The sequence below is a fragment of the Polymorphospora sp. NPDC051019 genome (genome assembly GCF_040683055.1).
GTDB classification, from domain to species: Bacteria; Actinomycetota; Actinomycetes; order Mycobacteriales; family Micromonosporaceae; genus Polymorphospora; species Polymorphospora lycopeni.
The window spans coordinates 29,898-49,693 of sequence record NZ_JBFBCH010000028.1 but is presented as its reverse complement, the minus strand read 5'-3'; the positions used below and the strand labels follow the sequence as shown (position 1 = coordinate 49,693).

Genomic DNA, 19,796 nt, shown 5'->3' with positions numbered 1-19,796 from the left:
TTCAGGATGAGCGTGTAGGAGCCTTTCCCTCTGGAAACCTCGACATCCATCTGGGACCGCCGCGCCAGCTACACCCTCATCTGGCGAAGAGCTGCTCTGGCCGCGACTACACCCCAGCGCCTGGGAGTAGGTCATCTGTCGAGGGATCCGCGATCACGGCCGATGGCGGAAGCTGATGCGCATCAGCCGACTGTCAGCCCAGTCTTCGAGCCGAGTCGGCCGGATGGTGCCGGGGTCGTGGGGCTGGTTGAGATCGGCGACGATCTCCGCCAGCACGGCCTGACGTTCAGCTGGGTCGGTGACAGGCGTGGCCCGTGCGGGCAGATCTGCGCGGATCCCGTTCTTGAGGTGGAAGGTGAAGTTGGGATTGGCGAGAAGGTTCGCGTGCCAGTCGGTCGCGGCACCGCCGGCGCCGCTACACAGGTAGGTGGTGCCCGCAGCTCGGTAGAAGAAGATCTCGATGCGGCGTGGCCGGCCGGTGCGGCGCCCCAGCGTCGTGATGTCGATGATCCGTTCGCTGGTGCCTGCGGCGGGTGTGATCTCGATGGCTCGCCGGATGTGATCGGGCAGGTGCGACAGAGACGCGTCACGTGCGGAGTCGTTCCATCCGGTCGTGTCTGGACTGCTCATGCGGTCTCGGTCTGAAGGGCGGGCCCGAGGAGGAGTCCACCGTCGATGACGTACTCCGACCCCGTGATGAACGACGCGTCTGATGACGTGAGGAACAGGAGAAGCCGGGTGACGTCGGTCGGCTCTCCAAGTCGGGGGATGGCGAACGGCTCGGGTGAGTAGAAGTCGGCGATTGCCGCGGTGGCGCCGGCTGCTGGTTCTTGGATGAAGGGGGTCGCGATCACGCCGGGGTGGATGGTGTTGACGCGGATGTGGTCCCGGCCGAGTTCGAGCGCTGCCGTTCGGGTAAGGCCTCGCACGGCCCACTTGCTGGCGACGTACGGCGCGTAGTGCGCCGTGCCGCCCAGGCCCATCGTCGAGGCGATGTTGACGATGGCTCCCCCTGTCGCGCGGCGCAGAGCGGGGGCGGCGACCTTGATGCCGAGGAAGGTCCCTGTGAGGTTGATGTCGAGGATGCGCGACCACGTGGCCTGGTCCGTGTTCTCAATCGGCGCCGGCGGGTTCTGGACGCCCGCGTTGTTGACGAGCACGTTCAGGGCGCCGAAGGCGCTCTCGGCGGTTAGCACAGCAGCGGACCACGAACTCTCGTCGGTGACGTCGAGGCGGGTGAAGTGAGCGCGGGTCCCGAGCTCGTCGGCGAGAGCGGCGCCGCGTTCGGTGTCGATGTCGCCGATCACCACGTTCGCTCCCTCCGCGTGAAAGGCGCGTACGTGGCTCGATCCCTGGCCACCGGTCCCACCGGTCACGAGCACGGTCTGGTTGTCGAAGCGGTTCATCCGATGTTCCTTCGGTGCGTGGGTGGCTGACCGGGATCATCGGCGATGAACGGCCGGCCGATGGCGAGCCAAGCGACTCACCACTGCCTCGACACTAGGTTGGCGGCAGTGGCGAGTCAAGCCACTCACCTCGTATGCTCAGTCCATGAGCAGGGTCGTACCGACGTACCACCAGCGCGTCGCCCAGGAGAAGCGCGCGCTGATCGTGACCGCCGCGACCGCACTGTTCCTCGAGTTGGGATACGACCGGACATCGCTGGCGCGGATCGCAGAGCGCTCGGGTGTCTCGCGGGCCACTTTGTTCAAGCAGTTTCCGAGCAAGGCTGCCCTGTTCGACGCCATCGTCACCGAGTCCTGGTCAACCGCTGACGAGGAGGATCCTCCGCCGGCAGGCGACGTCGTCGACGGGCTCGGCGCCATCGGTCGCCGTTACGCCGAGCTGTTGAGCCGGCCCCAGATGACCGACCTGTTCCGGATCGTCATCGCCGAGCTGCCGCGGTTCCCGGAGCTGGCCCATGCGCAGTTCTCGCACGGGAAGATGCCCTACTTCGAGTCCGTACGCAGCTACCTCCTGGCTGAGCACGAGGCGGGAACGGTGCGGGTCGAGGACGTAAACCTCGCAGCCACCCAGTTCCTGGGCATGATCTCCAACTACGTCTTCTGGCCAACACTCCTGGTGCCGGGCTGGGAGGTGAGCGCCGAACGCGTCGCGCAGGTAGTCGACGAGGCCGTCCGCACCATCGCCGCCCGGTACGCCGCGACTGGACCAGGGGCGTCCACCAACGACTGAGTCCCGCCGCCACCAAAGGAGCTGATGCCTAAACAATCGAGGCCGTCGGCACCAAGGGCGTTCGCGGGGCATCCCGGGGCGGACACCGAAGGAGGGAGTGTCGATGTGTTGACCACCTCGATCAGCCTTGTCAGCCAGCAGTTCCAAGTCCGCCCATCGCGCGGTGGTGATCACATCGTGGATGCGGGCTGTACGTCAGTTCGCGCTGTCCCCGATGGGCAGGTGAGTGGCGGCGTCGCAGTCGTAGGAGCCGACCCGGACAATTACGAGAGATCGAAGGGGGCGGGGAAGTGGCCTTCCCAGATCTGGCGGGATGCCTGTTCGGGGTAGGGCAGGGTCTTCGACTCGGTGTCCAGGACGCGGGTGAGGTGCCCGCCGGGCCGGTGAGCGGACCAGCCCGCGTCGCCGGTGGTGACGAAGCGGACCCATGCCTCCTGGAGTTCGCGGGAGAGCGCGACGGCCTCGGGAGTGGGCTCCCCGCCGATGAGCTGGGTGCCGACGGGGCTGTCCAGCGTGCCGAACGCCAGGGGCACGTCGAGGCTGTGGCAGGCGCCCAGGATGCCGCCGAGGGCCGGGGCAACCCAGCACAGTTCGAACAGGTATGAGGTGCCGCCGGCTGCGGCGTTCGCCTCGGCCAGCTTCTGTGACGGCATGCGGAAGAGGGCGTCGGAGTACACCGTCTCCACCAACTCCTCCGGGCCTGCCTGCGGGAACGCGGCACGGTAGGCCCGCGCGCCGTCCGGCTGCGGGGCGTGCAGTTCCAGGGCTGCGTGGGCGTCCTCCTCGGCGAAGGTGCCGTACCGTCCGCTCATGACGCTGAAGTACCGGAATTCGTCCCGGGTGTGGCCGACGAGCAGTTCGGTCCCGCTCGCGCGCGCGCCGGTCAGCGCGGGCCAGGGCGTTTCCGGGAGGACCTCGCCGTCGACGACGGGGCACAGCGCGGTGCCAGTCTCCGTGAGGCGTCCCCAGCTCTCCCGGTGCGCGTGGAGGCCGGCGTTGAAGGAGGTGAGCGCGGCGGCCAGGTGCCATGGGTCGATGTCGCGCAGGGCCTCGGCGGTGGGGGCCGCCGCGCCGAGCCGGTCCGCGAACGCGGCGGTGACCTGCCGTGCCAGCGCGGGGGTGCTGTGCAGCCCCGGCACCGAATGGGCGATGGCCCACCGGAACAGGCCGCGCGCGGACTTCATCGTCAGCAGGGCGGCGACCGAGCCCGCCCCGGCGGACACCCCGCCCACGGTGACCCGGCCGGGGTCGCCTCCGAAGGCGGCGATGTTGCGCTGCACCCACTCCAGCGCCGCGATCTGGTCGAGGAATCCGCGGTTGGGCGGCACGTCGTCGAGGAACGCGAATCCCTCCGCGCCCACGCGGCAGTTGATGGTCACCACGACGACTCCCGCCTCGGCCAGCGCTGCCGGGTCGTACATCGGGTCGCTCGACGCCGCCGAGAGGTAGCCGCCCACGGGGATCCACACCAGCACCGGCAGTCCCGCCGCGCCGGGATCCGGAGTGCCGACGTCGAGCGTCAGCCAGTCGGTGCCCTGCGGCGGCACGTCGATCGGCAGGGACAGCGGCACCACGGGGCCGAACTCGACCGCCTGCCTCGTCCCCTCCCAGCGGTGCGGCGGCGCGGGCGCGGCGAATCGGAGCGCTCCGACCGGGGGCTGGGCGTAGGGGATGCCGCGGAACACCGCGTGCCCCTGCCGCCGGCGCCCCTGCACCACGCCTTCCGTGGTCCGTACCCTTGGCTGTTCGCACATGACGATTCCTTCCCTCGAGTGGAACCCAGGATTATGGGTCAGTTGTATTATGTCAACTGTATTGGAACAGTCCCGGGTACGAGGGAGGGGCCGGCGATGCCGAAACAGGTGGACCACCGCGGACGCCGCGAAGCGATCGCCCGCGCACTGTGGCGGGTGGTGGAGCAGCGCGGCGTCACACAGCTGACGATGCGCGTGGTCGCGCAGGAGGCGGGCATGTCACTCGGGCAGCTGCAGCACTACTTCGCCTCCCGGACCGCCATGCTCTCCTTCGCCATGGACTTCGCGTCCGAGCAGACCTCGGCGCGCGTACACCACGGGCTCGAAAAGCTCGGTGACCGTCCGCACCCCCGTGACGTGCTGCGACTGACGCTCGCGGAAATGCTCCCCCTGCACGCCGACGCCCGCGCGACCAGCCGGATGAGCGCCGCCTACGCCCTGGAGGCGCTGCACGACGAGGCCGTGCACGAGCAGGCGCGCCGCGGCCTCGTCCAAGGGCGGGCCCTCGTCGAGCAGTTGGTCCGCCAGGCGATCGCCGACGGGCACATCGACTCCGGCCGCGACCCGGCGACCGAGACCAACCTGCTCCTCGCCCTCACCGGCTTCACCTCCCTGATCGAACTCGACGTGATCGGGCCCCAGGACGCGCTCGCCGCGATCGACGTACATCTGGACCGGCTGTTCAGGAGCACATGACCTGCCCCCGGACACGGGGGCAGGTGTGTCGGTCGTCGCCGGTCGCCCGTGAGTCGATCCGTCACCTTTGACCCCGGGATCTTGTTTTCCCGCGAGCCCTAACTTAGGGTGCCCTTAGTTACCCCCTATAACTCGCGGTGGAGGTGCAGTGGCGCGCGTAGGCGAACGTCGACGCCGGATCGGGGTTGACGACATCGTGCGGGTCGGTCGCGATCTCGGGATGGACGCCCTCAGCGTCAAGGCCGTCGCCGTCGAGCTCGGGGTCAGCCCGACCGCGCTCTACCGCTACGTCGACGGGCGGTGGGCGCTCGAACAACTCGTCGGGGAGAGCATCCTCGCCGAGCTGACCCTGACCGACGACCCCTCACACGGCATCGAGCGGCACCTGCTCTCGTTCGCGCTGCAACTGCGGGCCTTCACCCATATCCACCCGGGCATAGCCAGCTACCTGCAGACACTCTTCCCCCGCGGCGACTCCGGGCGGCGGGTGCTCGCCGACGAGGTCGCCGCGCTCGTCCGGCGTGGCTACGCCCCGGACGCGGCGATCGTCGTCTGCGGGGCGGTCGCCTCGATGACGATCGCGCTCGCGGCGTCCGAGGAGGTCAGCATCGCGGCCGAGAACGAGGACGCCGACGGCCTCGACCGGGAGCGTCTGTCCGCGGTCACCCACCTCGCCGTCGACGACCGCCTCGGGCCGGCGCACCTTGCCCTGCCCCAGTTCGCGCGTCCCGAGTACGTACGGCTGCTGCTCACCGGCGCGATCCGTGGCCTGGTCCACGTCGCGCCGCCCGGCCGGCCGGTCCATGAGATCGTCGCGGACCTCGCCGCGACCGGAGAGGAACTTTGATGGGCAGACGCGGATTCCAGGGTGCGGTCATGCGCAGCTTCGGCGCCCGTGACCATGAGTCGACCGTGGTCGGGCGGGAGCAGCGTGCGCCGAACCTGGTGCGCATCCGGCTGATCTCGCCGACGCTCTTCGACGAGGTGGAGGTCTTCCCCACAGCCTGGCTTCGGTTCTGGTTCCCCGACCCGGACGGTGGTGAGACCGAGCACCAACGCGCCTACACGATCGCCGAGGCGGATACGTCGACCGGCGAGTTCGCCATCGACATGGTGCTGCACGAGCCCGCCGGCGCCGCGTCCACCTGGGCGCAGAACGCCCAGCCGGGATGGACCGTCATGGCGACCTCGCTCGGCTCGTCCCGGTTCGAGGTGCCGGAGGACCTGCCTGCCGGCTACCTGCTGATCGGCGACTCGGCGTCGATCCCGGCGATCAACGGCATTCTCGGCGCGCTCCCCGCCGATGTCCCGGTGGAGGTGTACCTCGAGCAGCACGACGAGGCGGACCTGCTCATCCCGCTCGCCACCCACCCGCGGGCACGTGTCCACTGGGTGCCGCGCGCCGGAGGGGCCTCGCTGGCCGGGGCGATCGAGGCACGTGACTGGTCGGACTGGTATGCCTGGCTCGGCACCGAACACGTCTCCCTCAAGCACCTGCGGACCCGGCTGAAGGACGAGTTCGGGTTCCCGAAGTCGGAGGTGTACGGCCAGTCGTACTGGATCTACGGCCGTTCCATGGGCAAGTGGCGCGCCAGCAAGGAGGAACGGGCGGCTGTCCGGGCCGCGGAGGCGGCCACCGCCTCCCCCGCCGACACGCCCGCCGACCGCGCGTCGTTGGTAGCCTCGGCCGCACCCGTCGTGGACGGGGCCGGCGCGACGACGGCCCCGACAGCACCGGCCGAGTCCGTGCATTCGGACACGGCCGACCCGGACGTGCGGGGCGCCTGGCGGGCCCAGGCCGCCGGACGACTCCTTGCGCCGCTCAAGCGCACCCTCATCCTGGCCGGGGTGTTGCAGGCGGTGGTGACCCTGGTGGAGTTCGCCCCGTTCGTGCTGCTGGTCGAGCTGGCCCGGCGGATGCTGGCCGGCGCGCCGGACCACGCGCTGTGGACGGTCGGGCTGTGGGCGGTCGCCCTGCTCGGCGTGGGCACTCTGCTCAGCGGCGTACTCACCCTGTGGCTGCACCTCGTCGACGCCCGCTTCGCGCGAGGCGTGCGGCAGCGACTGCTCGGCAAACTGGCCCGGCTGCCGCTCGGCTGGTTCACCGCCCGCGGCTCCGGCCACGTCAAGCAGGTGGTGCAGGACGACACCCTGGCCGTGCACTACCTGGTGACCCACGCCGTCCCCGACGCCGTCGCCGCGATCGTGGCGCCGCTGGCCGTGCTCGGTTACCTCTTCGTGGTCGACTGGCGGATGGCGTTGCTGCTGTTCGTACCGGTGCTGGTCTACGTGTTCACCATGTACGCCATGATCGTCCAATCCGGACCCAGGATCAGCCAATCCCAGCGGTGGGCGGAGCGGATGTCCGCTGAGGCCGGCGCCTACCTGGAGGGACAGCCGGTGATCCGGGTCTTCGGTGGGGCTGCCGCGTCGACGTTCCGCGCCCGGCTCGACGAGTACATCCAGTTCCTCAACGACTGGCAGCGGCCGTTCACCAACAAGAAGACTTTGATGGACCTCGCCACCCGGCCGGGGACGTTCCTGCTCGTCATCGCCGCCGCCGGCACCGCCTTCGTCGCCGGCGGATCGATGGAGCCGGTGACGCTGCTGCCGTTCCTGCTGTTGGGAACCACGTTCGGCGCCCGGCTGCTCGGCATCGGCTACGGGCTGAGCGGGCTACGCGCCGGGCTGCTCGCCGCCCGCCGCGTACAGAACACCATCGACGGCCCCGAACTGCGGACCGCCGCGGAGGACGCCCACGCCGCCCCAGCGGAGGTCGATGTCATCGGAGACGGCGACTCCACCCGCCACCGCACCGGGACCGTCACCTTCGACCGGGTCACGTTCTCCTACCGGCCCGGCGTGCCGGTGATCTCCGACGTCTCGCTCGTCCTCACCCCCGGCACCGTGACCGCGCTCGTCGGCCCGTCCGGATCGGGCAAGTCGACGCTGGCCGCACTGCTCGCCCGGTTCTACGACGTCGACTCCGGCGCGATCCGCGTCGGCGGTCGCGACGTGCGCGACCTCGGCGTCGACGCGCTGTACGAGCGGGTCGGCTTCGTGTTCCAGCAGACGCAACTGGTGCACGGCACGGTGCACGACAACATCGCCCTCGCCGTGCCGGACGCGACCCGCGAGCAGGTCGTCGACGCGGCCCGAGCGGCGCACATCCACGATCGCGTCCAACGCATGGCCGACGGGTACGACACCGTCCTCGGACCCGACGCGGCACTGTCCGGCGGGGAGCGCCAGCGCCTCACCATCGCCCGCGCGATCCTCGCCGACACCCCGGTCCTCGTCCTCGACGAGGCGACCGCCTACGCCGACCCCGAATCGGAGTACCTCGTGCAACAGGCCCTCAACCGGCTCACCGCCGACCGCACCGTGCTCGTCATCGCCCACCGGCTGCACACCATTACCGGCGTCGACCGGATCGTGGTGCTCGACGAGGGACGCATCGCCGAGACCGGCACCCACGACGAACTCCTCGCGGCCGGCGGCCGGTACCGGCGGCTCTGGGACGCCGGACAGGGACGCAGTGCCGACGACGCCGCGACCGACCCGGACGGGCAGCCGCGTCCGGCCGGTCAGTCGTTCGAGATCGAGGGGGCGGCCCGATGATCCGTACCCTGGTGCGTCTGCTGCCTCCCGACCAGCGTCGCCGGGCCGCCGGCCACACCGCCCTGACCGTCGTCGGCGTCATCCTGCGCGCGGTCGGCGCGGTGCTGCTGGTGCCGCTCGTCGCTGCCCTGTTCGGCCCCGACCCCGGACGGGCGTGGCCGTGGGTGGGTGCCCTGACCGCGGTAACCGTCGTGGGATGGGTCGTCGACGCGAGTGTCGCCCGGATCGGCTTCGACCTCGGGTACGGGCTGCTCAACAACGCCCAGCACACGATCGCCGACCGGCTCACCCGGATCCAGCTGACCTGGTTCACCGCCGACAACACCGCCACCGCCCGGCAGGCGATCGCGGCGACCGGCCCGGACCTGTTCGGCATCATCGTCTACCTGGTCACCCCGCTGATCGGCGCGATCGCCCTGCCCGTCATCATCGGGCTGGCGCTGCTCGCCATCTCCGTACCGCTCGGGCTCGCCGCACTGGCCGGGGTGCCGGTGCTGCTCGGCGCGTTCTGGGCGGCCGGGCGGATCACCCGGGCCGCGGACCGCACCGCAGGTGAACGCAACACCTCGCTGACCGAGCGGATCGTCGAGTTCGCCCGCAACCAGCAAGCCTTGCGGGCGGCCCGGCGCGCCGAGCCAGCCCGCAGTGTCGTCGGCGCCACGCTGGAATCCCAGCACGGTGCGGCCATGCGGCTGGTGCTCATGCAGATCCCGGGGCAGTTGCTGTTCAGCCTCGCAAGCCAGATCGCCCTGGTGCTGCTGGCCGGCACCACGACGGTGCTTGCGGTGCGGGGCGACCTCGGCATTCCGGAGGCGATCGCGCTGATCGTCGTCATCGCACGCTACCTGGAGCCGTTCGCCGCGCTCGGCGGCCTCTCCCCCGGCATTGAGACCGCCACGACGACCCTGCGTCGGATGCACGCCGTCCTGAACGCACCGGTCCCGACCGGGGGCACGGCGGACGGGTCCGCGCCGACCGGGGCGCCCCGGATCCGGCTGGACGCAGTGGAATTCCGCTACGACCCGGACGGCCCACCCGTCCTCGACGGCCTGGACCTGACCTTCGAACCGGGGAGCACCACCGCGATCGTCGGCCCTTCCGCATCGGGCAAGAGCACCGTCCTGGCGCTGCTCGCAGGGCTGCACACACCGTCGAGCGGAGCCATCCGCATCGGCGACGCCGACGTCGCCACCCTGGATCCGGATGCCAGGCGCCGGTTGGTCAGCGTGGTCTTCCAACACCCGTACCTGTTCGGCGGCACGGTCCGGGACAACATCCTCGCCGGCGAGACCTCGGCCGACGCTGACCGCGTCGCCCTGGCCGCGGCGTTGGCCCGTGTCGACGAGTTGACCGCCCGGCTGCCCGACGGGGAGGAGACCGTCGTCGGCGAGGCCGGCACCGCCCTGTCCGGCGGCGAACGGCAACGGGTGAGCATCGCACGGGCACTGCTCAAGCCCGCACCGGTGCTACTGCTGGACGAGGCCACCAGCGCCCTGGACACCGAGAACGAAATCGCGGTCGTCCGGGCGCTCACCGACGACCCGGTGCCGCGCACCCGGGTCATCGTCACCCACCGGCCCGGCAGCATCCGCCACGCCGACCGGGTCGTCCTGATCGAGAACGGGCGCGTCATCGAGGACGGGCCCGTCGACGAACTGCTCGCCGCAGGTGGCCGGTTCGCCCAGTTCTGGCAGCGGCAGGAGTCGGTAGCCGGGTGGCGCATCGCGGCGGGCCGCACCGCCGGCTGATTCCGCCGCGGCGCCGGCGCACTCACCGCCGCCACCGGCGGGCCAACCGGGCCATCTCGTCGAGCAGGTCATGACTTGGTGAGGGCGGGCGTCGCGGAACTTCGACGACTTCGTGCCGGCGGCCATCGGTGGCGGTGATCGTGATATGGCGCGGCTTGGATGTCTCGGCATCAACATGCAGATGGGGGGCGATCTCGCCGGCCACACCAAGACCTGAAACCGTTACCAGACGGGCTTTTGCGCGAGATCGGAAAGGGCGTCCGGCGAGGAGGGGACCAACCTGCGCGAGCCTGGTCAGGGCTGGGGTTGTGTGGGTATCGCTCCGTTGGTCTGGAGCATGTCGCGGGCGGCTTTGATGGCGTCGGGGGTGGTGGGAAGGACCCGGCCGGCGTTGTCGAGGCGGGTGAGTACGCCGAGGGCTTGCAGTGGCCGGTGGTGGCCGTCGCGGATGCCGGAGACGTAGACGGTGATGCCGCGCCCCTCGAGTTTTTCGATGGCGTCCTTGAGGATGAGCGCGCCTGAGGCGTCGATGGTGGTCACTTTGGACATGCGGAGAATGACCACCGAGACGTCTGCGACGTCGGCCAGTTCGAGCAGGAAGCGGTGGGCGGCGGCGAAGAACAGGGGGCCGTCGATCCGGTAGGCGACGATGTGTTCGGTGAGCAGTTTGTGTTCGGCCTCGCCGTGCGCGTCGGGCAGGTCCGGTGTCACGTCGACCTGGTCGAGGCGGGCGTCCTTGGCCACGGCCCGCAGGGCGAGGGTGCCGGCGACGATCAGGCCGATGATCACGGCGTAGACCAGGTCCAGGGCAACTGTCGCGGCAGCGGTGAGGACCAGGACCACGGCGTCGGATCGGGTGGCGCGGGCCATTGCCTTGAGGCTTCCGACCTCGACCATGCGGATCGCGGTGGCGATCAGTACGCCGGCCAGGGCCGCGAGTGGGACACGGGAGACCAGCGGCGCCGCGGCGAGGACGATGAGCGCAAGTATCGCAGCGTGGGTGAGTGCGGCCAGACGGGAGCTGGCTCCGGAGCGCACGTTCACGGCGGTACGGGCGATGGCGCCGGTGGCCGGAACCCCGCCGAACAGCGGAGCCGCGATGTTGGCCAGTCCTTGGCCGAACAGTTCACGGTCGGGGTCGTGGCGTTGCTCGACCGTCATGCCGTCGGCCACGGATGCCGACAGCAGGGACTCCAGAGCCGCGAGGGTCGCGACGGCAAGAGCCGGCGCCAGCAGCGCGGTGAGCGTGTCCGGATCGAGGAACCCCAGGGACGGCGCGGGCAGGCCGGCGGGTAGGGCGCCGATCGTCTGCGCATCCAGCTCGAGCGCCTCGGTCACGATCGTCGCGGCGATGACGGCGAGAATGGAGAACGGGATGGCGGGCTTCCATCTCGCACCGAGAAGCATCACCGCGGCCACACCGACGGTGATGCCGGCCGGCGCCCAGTTCGGGGCGCCGACGAATCCTCGCATGGCGTGCCAGGTGGCCAGCAGGATCTGGTCGGCTTCCGGCTTGGGGACGCCGAGTGCGTTGGGAATCTGTTGCAGGCCGATCACACAGGCGATCCCGAACGTGAATCCCTCGACCACCGGCGCCGGGACGTACCGCATGTAGCGGCCGGCTCTGGCGAACGCGAGCGCGACCAGCAGCAGCCCGGCCAGCAACCCGACGGTCAGCACCCCGGTGGCGCCGTACTGAGCGGTGATCGGCACCAGGACGACCGTCATGGCCCCGGTCGGCCCGGAGACCTGCAGGTTCGATCCGCCGAACACCGCGGCGACAGCACCCGCGACGATCGCGGTCGCCAGTCCCGCTTCCGCGCCCATTCCCGAGGCGACCCCGAAGCCGAGGGCGAGCGGAAGCGCGACCACGGCCACCGTGAGTCCGGCCAGCAGGTCGCGGCGCGGCTGACGGCGTATCGCTGCCAGGTCTGCGCGACCGGGTAGCAGGGACCTGACCTGACGCCAGGACCTGCCGATCGGCTTCACTTCGCGTCGACTCCGACTTGCCGTAGCTCCTCAAGAAGCTCGTTCTGACCGGCGAGCATCTCGGTGAGGATCCGCCGCGCGGCTCGCATCAGGTCGGCGACGTCCCCACCGGCCAAGGCGTAGACGACGGTGGAGCCCTGGCGGCTGGCTGTGACGATGCCCGACCGGCGAAGCACCGCCAACTGCTGCGACAGGTTCGGAGGCTCGACGTCGATGGCGGCCAGCAGGTCCCGCACCGGCATGGGCCGTTCCTGCAGCAGCTCCAGGACCCGGATCCGGACCGGATGACCCAGCATCCGGAAGAACTCGGCCTTCGCCTGATAGAGCGGAACCGGCATGCCACCTCGATCACTGAAATCTGATCACTGAAACCCCCACCGCCGAAGCACTGCCGCCCGACGCTCCCACATCGTGCATCAAGTTGCGAAATTATGCAATTGCTAATTCGATTCGGACGGGGATGCGACCCCCACCGACAACTCCCCTGGCCGCTGGGCGATCGAGACGAGAGCCTCATCGACGCCGCGAACCCCACCTCGACCACTTGACACGTCAGAGGGACCTCGGCCCGGTCGGCCCGGTCCTCCTCCACCAGGCCGTCCGGGTTTCCGCTCAACAGTTCGGGGCGACCGTGCCGGACGATCCGGTGTGGACGAACCCGTCGGAGACGTACCCGCCATCGCCGATCTTGTCCCAGATGTCGGTCCAGTACTGGTAGACGTCGCTCCAGACCCGGGTGCCCCGGGTCTGGCAGATGATCTGCACGGTCGCGCCGTGGGCGACGGTGCCGACCACGGCGTACGAGGTGCCGGGGCCGGACCGCACGTTCAGTGCGTCGCCGCCGGTGTTGACCGTGCCGTAGACCCCGCCACCAGGGTTGCCGACCCCCTCGCGGGCCTCGGCGAGGTAGTTGCGGTAGGAGCCGTTGGTGTAGGTCGCCCACGCGGTCCAGCCGGACCAGCCCCAGATGTCGTGGGCGGCACGGGCGTTGCAGTACAACTCGTAGGCGCAGGCGTCGCTGACCCAGGCGTGGTAGCAGTTGTTGATCTGCCAGCCGCCGCGGTCGAGCGACCCGTTGGGGCAGCCGGCGGTCGGGCCGTTGCGGTTCTGGGCGCCGGCGGTGCACCAGGACTCGGCCAGGGCGACGGCGACCGCGACGACCAGGTTCTCGCCGGTCCAGCCGGCCGCACGGGCCGGCTGGGCGCAGCGTACGGAACGGGCGCTGGCCTGCGTGCCCACGCCGTCCCCGGTCCGGGCACCGGCCGCGACCGGCTCCGGCCCGGCCGGGCTCGCCGCGGCCGGCCCGGCCACGGTCAGGTTCAGCCCGAGTACGGCCACCAGCGCGACCACGGTACGGATCACGCGGCCCACGCGTACCACCCCCTCATGTAGTCCAGTGTGTAGGCGGTGTTCTTGCCGTCCCAGCTCCCGTCGGTGCCGGCGCCGTACGGGTCGTTGACGTAGACCCGACCGTCGTCGAGGTAGCCGGTGATCAGGGCGATGTGGCCGTACCTGCCGTAGGCGAAGTTGCCGCTGACGACGACCATCAGGTTGGCGTCGATCTTGGACTTGATCCAGGACCAGGTGACATTGCCGGTCTCGGCGACCGTGTACGAGACGTGGCGGTCGAGGTAGTCCCGCAGCCAGTGGTGCAGGGTGCCGACGCTCGGAGTGTCCACCAGCCAGCCGTACGCGCCGGCGAAGTAGTTCCAGTTCGGGTCCGGGGCCACCGCGTCGTAGGTGGTGCCGTAGGCGGTGTACCGGTGGGTGATGTATCCGCCGTACGGTGACCAGTGCCGTGACGGGGTACTGACGTAGTAGCCGTTCTGGTTGGCGAGTTGGTAGCCGGCGAGGTCCATGACCACGCTGGTCGGCCCGCAGGCGGAGTTGCCGTTGAAGTTGTCGGCGGTGTCCCAGAGCTGGTGGATGAAGGTCGACGGGACGATCTTCGCCTGTACGCCGGCACCGCCGGTGGTTGCGGTGCCGGTGCCCTTCCCGCCGCTGGTGACGGTGGCCGTCGTGGGGGTGGCGGCGGCGTCGAGGTGCGCGGCGGTCACCGCGTCGGTGGCGTCCACGATCCGCACCCCGAGGCGTTCGGAGGCCAGCCGCAGTCCGGTGCCGGCGAATCCGTCGAGGCGGTAGTTGGCGGTGATGCCGGCGACGACACGTTCGATACCGCCCGTCTCCAGGTCGCGGACGTAGACGCCGTTCAGGTCGTCGAGCCGTTGCAGCGCCCGGCCCCGGCCGGCCGCCTTCTCGTCCGGGGAGACACAGCCCTGGATGGCGTACGCGACCCGCCCGTCGCCGCTCCACACCGCCTCGCGGTAGGAGTCGGTGGTGGTGCCGGTCCGGGTCAGCGTCGTACCGTGCTCGTCGGCGAGCAGCAGGCTGGCGGAGGTGCCGGCGCACGGGTAGACGTGGTCGGCGACGATCGCGCTCACCCGCACCGCCCCGCCGACCGTCACGGTGCGCAGGTCGCGGTAGACGGTGCCGCCGGTGCTGGCCAGTACGGTGCGGTGGGTGCCGGTGGCCAGGTCGACCCGGCTCAGTGACGGCCCGGACCCGGGCCCGGCCAGCCGGTGGGTGACCAGCGCCGCCCCGCCGGTGCCCCAGCCGAGCAGTTGTACGTCGCTGCCGGTGAGCCGGGCGACGGCGCGGTCCGGGCCGGCACCTTCCGCCGGGCGCAGCCGCAACTGCCCGGAGTCGGTGCCGGCCAGGACGTAGCCGAGCCGGCCGTCCGTGGTGTACGCGGCGGAGGTTACCCGGCCGGCGGCGACCCGGGTGAGCCGTCCGCTGTCGACGTCGAGGGCGAGCAGGCCGGCTCCGTACCGGCCGTCGAAGTCGGTGATGACGGCGGCGTGTCTTCCGGTCGGGTCGAGCACGGCCCGTACCGAGAAGCCGGGGTCGCTGACCGCGACCGTGGCGCGGGTGACGCCGTCGACGCGGACGTCGTAGCCGGCGGCGGTCCGTACGGTGTGGATGCCGTGGTCGGCGGGGGCGGCCGGCACGCCGCCGGCCGTGGCCGGCGGCGTGCCGGTGGTGGCCAACGCCGCCGCGCAGAGTCCGGCGAGCAGGATCGGGCGGACTGCCCGCGAGCCGCGTCCGGGTGGTCGGGGTGGGGACATGTGCGTCTCCTTCGCAGGTTGGTCGGGGCTCCCGGCCGGGAGCGCCGCCGGCCGGGAGCGGGTTCACCCGATCTGGTCCGGTGCCCGGGGTTCGAGCCCGAGTGCCTCGCGCAGGTCCTGGGCGAGGGCGGTCGGGTCGGCGAACCGGCTCTGCCGTACCAGCAGTGCCGTGGAGACCGGGAAGAGGTTGCCGGCCTCCCGCATGAGTTCGGCCGTGCCAGCCCCGGCTGGGCGGTCGGGGCCGAGAACCCGATCGGCGGTCGGGTCGTCGAGGACGTAGACCCAGACCCGGTAGGCGCTCGGGTCGTCGGTCAGCCCCGGACCGGCCAGTACGGTGCGGTCGTACCGCTCGGGCAGGGCCGGTGCGGGGCAACCGAGGTGGACCGCGGTCGCCGGGTCGTACCCGAACCGGCCGTAGGCACCGGACCAGCCTGGCGCCTGGCGGGCCCGGTCCAGGGCGGTGAGCAGGACGGTCCGGACGCTGTCCGGCGCGTCCGAACGCGGTCCGGCCTCGACACACATCCGCAGGTCCGACCGGGTGGTGACGAGCAGTCCGCTGGCGGTGTCGAGGTGGGCGTGGTCGGCGTGGTCGTGGCCGCTGTCGCGGCCTGTCGCCGCCACCGCGATCCCGCCGGCGATCAGCGCCGCCACGACCGCCCCGGTCAGCACGGTCAGGAGTCGGGTGGGTGGAAAGCGCCGGTCCACGGTCAGCCCATCAGGTTCCGTACGGACTGGAAGTCCGATGGGCTCGGATACCAGTTGGTCCAGTTGCCGCAGCCGTAGCCGACGATCGTGCTGTGCATGAGGCTCGGCGGGTTGCAGACCCCGTTGTCGTCGGTCAGGCCGAAGACGTGCCCGAACTCGTGGTTGATGAACGCCCGACCGGTGTTGTCGAGCCGGCCGCCGGAGCTGAAGACCAGGTAGACGTATGCCCACCGGCTGTCGTAGTGGCCGTGGGTGGCATTCCACACCGGGTTGTCGTGGACGACGCAGTTGTAGTAGTTGGCCGGGCCGCCGCACCGGCCGCTCCAGTCCCAGGCGTAGTGGACCTCGATCTCGATGGTGTTCCGGGTCGCGGCGGGGTACGAGCTGCAGTGGCTGTCGGTCGGCCACAGGTCGATCCGCCACTCGCCGAGGCCGTCCCAGACCCTGCCGGATCCCATCTGCGTCAGGGTCTGGTTCACGAAGGAGCGGGCGGCGGCGTGGCTGACCTTGGACGTGTCCCGCGACTCGACGCAGAACTGCTCGTCGTAGGTGCCGGCGGCGGAGCCGGCGGTGGCGAAGTGCATGTTGTGCAGGTGCCGCTGCGAGCTGGGGTTCGGGTGGGACGCGGCGGCCGGGCCGGCTGGTACGAGCAGTGCGGCGACCAGCACGGCGAGCCATACGGCCGGAACCCAGGCGGGTAGCCGGGCACGTCGGTCGGACATCGACGTTCTCCTTTCGACGGGGGTGTCGTGGAGTGTTCCGGGCACCGTTCTACGGCTGGTATATGCGCACCTGATCGCTATGCTTCGATGCCATGGAGGATCGGCTGCGGTTCGGTCTCCTCGGCTCCGTACAGGCGTGGGCCGGCGACCGGCCGGTCGTGCTCGGACCACCGATGCAGCGTGCGGTCCTGGCCGCGCTGCTCCTGCACGCCAACCGGGTCACCTCGGTCGACGAGCTCGTCGACCTGCTGTGGGAAGCCGGGCCGCCACGCACCGCCCGCAAGAACGTCCAGTTGTACGTGTGGCGCCTACGCAAGCTTCTCGGCGACCGGCTGGTGTCGAGCCCGCCCGGCTACCGGATCGCGGTCGACCCGGCCGACCTGGACATCACCCGGTTCGAGGACCTGCTCCGCGCGGCCCGGACGTCCGTCCGGGCCGGCCGTTGCGAGCGGGCCGGCGCGCTGTACCGGTCGGCGCTGGACCTGTGGCGCGGCGAGCCGCTGGCCGACGTCGCCGGGATCGGCACCTTCGGCGCCGGCGCCGCCCGGCTGGACCGGTTACGCCTGGCGGCGTACGAGGAGTACGTCGACGTGGAACTCGACCTGGACCGGCACCAGGCGGTGTTGCCACTGCTCGACGACCTGGTCACCCGCTATCCGCTGCACGAGCGGTTCGCCGAGCAACAGGTGACGACGCTGCACCACCTCGGCCGGCGGGGTGCGGCCGTCGACGCGTACCTGCGGTGCCGCCGGACGCTCGCCGACGAACTCGGGCTGCGGCCCGGCCCGGTCCTACAACGCCTCGGTGAACTGGCCCGGGGCCCGGCCGACCCGCCAGCCCCGGGCCCCCGAGGGTCGGCGCTGCGGGAGTTGCCGCACACCGTCGCCGCATTCGTCGGCCGCCAGCGGGAACTCGGCGTCCTGCGCGAACGGCTCACCGACCGCCGGGGACCGGCGATCCCGCTGTGCGTGGTCACCGGACCGGCCGGGGTCGGCAAGTCGGCCCTGGCCATACGGGCAGCCCACCAGGTCGCCGACGCCTTCCCCGACGGCCAGTTGTACGCCGACCTGCGTGGCGCCACCGCCGGCCTGCAGCCGGCCGCGCCGATCGACGTACTCGGCCGGTTCCTGCGGGTGCTCGGGGTGGCGGACAACGCGGTCCCCGCCGAGGTGGCCGAGGCGTCGGCCCGCCTGCGGTCGCTGCTGGCCGACCGGCGGCTGCTCCTGGTCCTCGACAACGCCCACGACGCTGCCCAGGTACGACCCCTGATCCCGGCCGGTACCCGCTGCGCGGTCCTGGTCACCTCCCGGCGCAACCTGGTCGACGTCGACGGTGCCGGCCACCTGGAACTCGACGTGCTCGCCGACGCCGACGCCGTCGAACTACTCGTCCGGCTTGCCGGCGGCCCCCGGGTCGCCGCGGAGGCCGACACCGCGGCGCTGCTGGTCCGCCGGCTCGGCGGCCTGCCGCTCGCGATCCGGATCGCCGGTGCCCGGCTCGCCGCCCGGCCGAACTGGACGCTGGCCACGCTCGCCGACCGGCTGCACGACGAACGGCGCCGGCTGCACGAACTGCGCCTGGGCGACATCGCGGTACGGACCAGTTTCCTCGTCAGCTACCAGCACCTGGCCGACCCGATGGCGACCCGGCTGTTCCGGCTACTCGGTGCCGTCGACGGACCGGACGTCACCGCACCGGTCGCCGCGGTGCTGCTGGACGTCGACCCGCCGCAGGCCCTGGACGCGCTCGACGAACTCGTCGACGCCCGGCTACTCGACGAGACCGCGACCGGGCGCTACGCCATGCACGACCTGATCCGGCTCTTCGCCCGCGAACGCGCCGGCGACGAACCACCCGCCGACCGGGACGCGGCCGTGGACCGGATGCTGGCCCACCACCTCGACCTGACCCGACACGCGTTGGGCCTGCTGCGGCCCGGCACCCGTACGCCCCCGATCACCGGCCCGCCGCGCTTCGCCGACGCGGACACGGCGCTGGCCTGGCTGACCACCGAGCGGACGAACCTGGTGGCGGCCACCGTGCAGGCCGCCGGCTCGACGGCACACGCCCGCCACGGCGCCGACCTGGCCGACAGCCTGTTCCTCTTCTTCGAGATGTCCGGGCACGTGGCGGACTGGCTCACCGTCGACCGGGCCGGCATCGACGCGGCCGTCCGACTCGGTGACCGGGTGACCGAGGCCCGCCTGCGGCACGACCTCGCGGTCGCGTACTTCTATTTGCACCGCCCCGACGAGGCGGCCCGGCATCTGGAGCACAGCCTGCTGGTCAGCCGGGCCGCCGGCGACGACGAGGGCCGGGCCAGGGCGCTGAACCAGTTCGGTGTGCTGCACGGGATGGCCGGCGACTACGAACGGGCCGCCGAGTTCTTCAAGGACAGCCTGCGGCTGCGCCGCAAGCTCGGTGACGAGCGGTCCTGTGCCGCGGCCCAGGGCAACATCGGCATGGCCTACCGCCTCGCCGGACGCCTGGAGGAGTCGGTGCGGCACTGCCGGGCGGCGGCGAGCCTGGCCCGGCGGGCCGCCGCCCCCGAGGTGGAGGTGAACGCGCTGGGCAATCTCGGTGAGGTGCAGTGCATGCTGGGCCGCTACAGTTCGGCGCTGCGGTACCTGCGGCGCAGCCTGGCCATCGCCGGGGTGCCGGCCAACGAGCGCAACCGGGGCAGCATCATGGGCACCCTCGCCGACGCCTACCTCGGCGCGGGACGACCCGGTCCGGCGATCAGATACGCGGAACTTGCCGTCGAGGCCATGCGCCGGGCGGACTTCCGGCACGGCGAGGCGCTCGCGCTGCGCCGGGCCGGCCGGATGCTGTGCGCCCACGGCGATCCGGGACGCGGGATAGAACAGTTGCGGCTCGCCCTGGCCCTGTTCACCGACCTGAAGCTACCCGAAGCGGCCGAGGTACGCGCCGAACTACGTGCGGCCCGGCCGATCCGGCCGTAACCCGGCGCCGGGCATGGGCTGCGTCCGCCGCTGCTGGACGCTGACGCAGGCTACCGCGACAGCAGTCAGTTCCGCACCGCACTGGATGGGACGTCGCCTACATCATGCAGGTCAATGGCGACGCCCCAAGACCGGGGCCACCCTCATCAAGCAGGAAACCGACACCAAAAGCGCCGCGGCACAGCCCGGACACTCCAGCGAAGAGGTCACCCACACCTACTACATCGCCAAGCCCATCCAAGCCCCCGACGTCTCCGACGTACTCGAACGCCTCGGC

General features: G+C 71.2%; 16 protein-coding genes. 6 read left to right on the top strand and 10 right to left on the bottom strand.

Going from position 1 to position 19,796, the window contains the following annotated elements; translation table 11 throughout:
* Positions 1–153: 153 nt before the first annotated feature.
* Both AB0M79_RS32400 and AB0M79_RS32395 read right to left on the bottom strand, forming a co-directional pair.
* Positions 154–630 carry a nitroreductase/quinone reductase family protein gene (locus tag AB0M79_RS32400; RefSeq protein WP_364221283.1) on the bottom strand — a complete coding sequence of 159 codons (477 nt, stop codon included), beginning with the start codon at positions 628–630 and terminating at the stop codon, positions 154–156.
* Positions 627–1,406 (bottom strand): glucose 1-dehydrogenase, encoded by a 780-nt coding sequence (locus AB0M79_RS32395; RefSeq protein WP_364221280.1) that lies wholly within the window; start codon positions 1,404–1,406, stop codon positions 627–629. The genes AB0M79_RS32400 and AB0M79_RS32395 overlap by 4 nt, the downstream gene beginning before the upstream one ends.
* A 145-nt stretch (positions 1,407–1,551) precedes the next feature.
* Between AB0M79_RS32395 and AB0M79_RS32390 the strand changes: the two genes are divergently transcribed.
* The gene (locus AB0M79_RS32390) at positions 1,552–2,196 is read left to right on the top strand and encodes a TetR/AcrR family transcriptional regulator (protein ID WP_364221278.1); all 645 of its coding nucleotides are present in this window, start codon (positions 1,552–1,554) and stop codon (positions 2,194–2,196) included.
* Between the two features lie 263 nt (positions 2,197–2,459).
* On the opposite strand, the gene AB0M79_RS32385 is transcribed toward AB0M79_RS32390, so the two are convergent.
* Positions 2,460–3,950, bottom strand: coding sequence for a carboxylesterase family protein (locus AB0M79_RS32385; protein WP_364221275.1), 1,491 nt, complete (start codon positions 3,948–3,950; stop codon positions 2,460–2,462).
* A 96-nt stretch (positions 3,951–4,046) separates the two neighbouring features.
* On the opposite strand from AB0M79_RS32385, the gene AB0M79_RS32380 reads away from it, so the two are divergent.
* The 4 genes from AB0M79_RS32380 (at position 4,047) to AB0M79_RS32365 (ending at position 10,015) form a co-directional block, all read left to right on the top strand.
* Positions 4,047–4,646, top strand: coding sequence for a TetR family transcriptional regulator C-terminal domain-containing protein (locus AB0M79_RS32380; RefSeq protein WP_364221272.1), 600 nt, complete (start codon positions 4,047–4,049; stop codon positions 4,644–4,646).
* Positions 4,647–4,866: 220 nt separating this feature from the next.
* Entirely contained in the window at positions 4,867–5,493 is a 627-nt protein-coding gene (locus tag AB0M79_RS32375) for a hypothetical protein (RefSeq protein ID WP_364221269.1), read from the top strand.
* Positions 5,493–8,267 carry an ABC transporter ATP-binding protein/permease gene (locus AB0M79_RS32370; protein ID WP_364221266.1) on the top strand — a complete coding sequence of 925 codons (2,775 nt, stop codon included), beginning with the start codon at positions 5,493–5,495 and terminating at the stop codon, positions 8,265–8,267. The genes AB0M79_RS32375 and AB0M79_RS32370 overlap by 1 nt, the downstream gene beginning before the upstream one ends.
* Entirely contained in the window at positions 8,264–10,015 is a 1,752-nt protein-coding gene (locus tag AB0M79_RS32365) for an ABC transporter ATP-binding protein (RefSeq protein WP_364221263.1), read from the top strand. The genes AB0M79_RS32370 and AB0M79_RS32365 overlap by 4 nt, the downstream gene beginning before the upstream one ends.
* Before the next feature lie 22 nt (positions 10,016–10,037).
* Here AB0M79_RS32365 and AB0M79_RS32360 read toward each other — a convergent pair whose 3' ends face one another.
* The 7 genes from AB0M79_RS32360 to AB0M79_RS32330 all read right to left on the bottom strand — a co-directional run bounded on the left by AB0M79_RS32360 (position 10,038) and on the right by AB0M79_RS32330 (position 16,556).
* Positions 10,038–10,220, bottom strand: a complete 183-nt coding sequence (locus AB0M79_RS32360; protein WP_364221260.1) for a hypothetical protein — start codon at positions 10,218–10,220, stop codon at positions 10,038–10,040.
* Positions 10,221–10,309: 89 nt separating this feature from the next.
* On the bottom strand, positions 10,310–12,004 hold the full coding sequence (locus tag AB0M79_RS32355) for a SulP family inorganic anion transporter (protein ID WP_364221257.1): 1,695 nt from the start codon (positions 12,002–12,004) through the stop codon (positions 10,310–10,312).
* Positions 12,001–12,342 (bottom strand): metalloregulator ArsR/SmtB family transcription factor, encoded by a 342-nt coding sequence (locus tag AB0M79_RS32350; RefSeq protein WP_364221254.1) that lies wholly within the window; start codon positions 12,340–12,342, stop codon positions 12,001–12,003. Before AB0M79_RS32350 ends, AB0M79_RS32355 begins: the two co-directional genes overlap by 4 nt.
* 274 nt (positions 12,343–12,616) lie before the next feature.
* Complete coding sequence (locus AB0M79_RS32345; protein ID WP_364221251.1) at positions 12,617–13,375, bottom strand: SH3 domain-containing protein; 759 nt, start codon at positions 13,373–13,375, stop codon at positions 12,617–12,619.
* The gene (locus AB0M79_RS32340; protein WP_364221248.1) at positions 13,363–15,129 is read right to left on the bottom strand and encodes a C39 family peptidase; all 1,767 of its coding nucleotides are present in this window, start codon (positions 15,127–15,129) and stop codon (positions 13,363–13,365) included. The genes AB0M79_RS32345 and AB0M79_RS32340 overlap by 13 nt, the downstream gene beginning before the upstream one ends.
* Before the next feature lie 63 nt (positions 15,130–15,192).
* Entirely contained in the window at positions 15,193–15,834 is a 642-nt protein-coding gene (locus AB0M79_RS32335; protein ID WP_364221245.1) for a hypothetical protein, read from the bottom strand.
* A gap of 2 nt (positions 15,835–15,836) precedes the next feature.
* On the bottom strand, positions 15,837–16,556 hold the full coding sequence (locus tag AB0M79_RS32330) for a hypothetical protein (RefSeq protein WP_364221242.1): 720 nt from the start codon (positions 16,554–16,556) through the stop codon (positions 15,837–15,839).
* Between the two features lie 92 nt (positions 16,557–16,648).
* Between AB0M79_RS32330 and AB0M79_RS32325 the strand changes: the two genes are divergently transcribed.
* Positions 16,649–19,519 (top strand): BTAD domain-containing putative transcriptional regulator, encoded by a 2,871-nt coding sequence (locus tag AB0M79_RS32325; RefSeq protein WP_364221239.1) that lies wholly within the window; start codon positions 16,649–16,651, stop codon positions 19,517–19,519.
* Positions 19,520–19,796 lie beyond the last annotated feature (277 nt).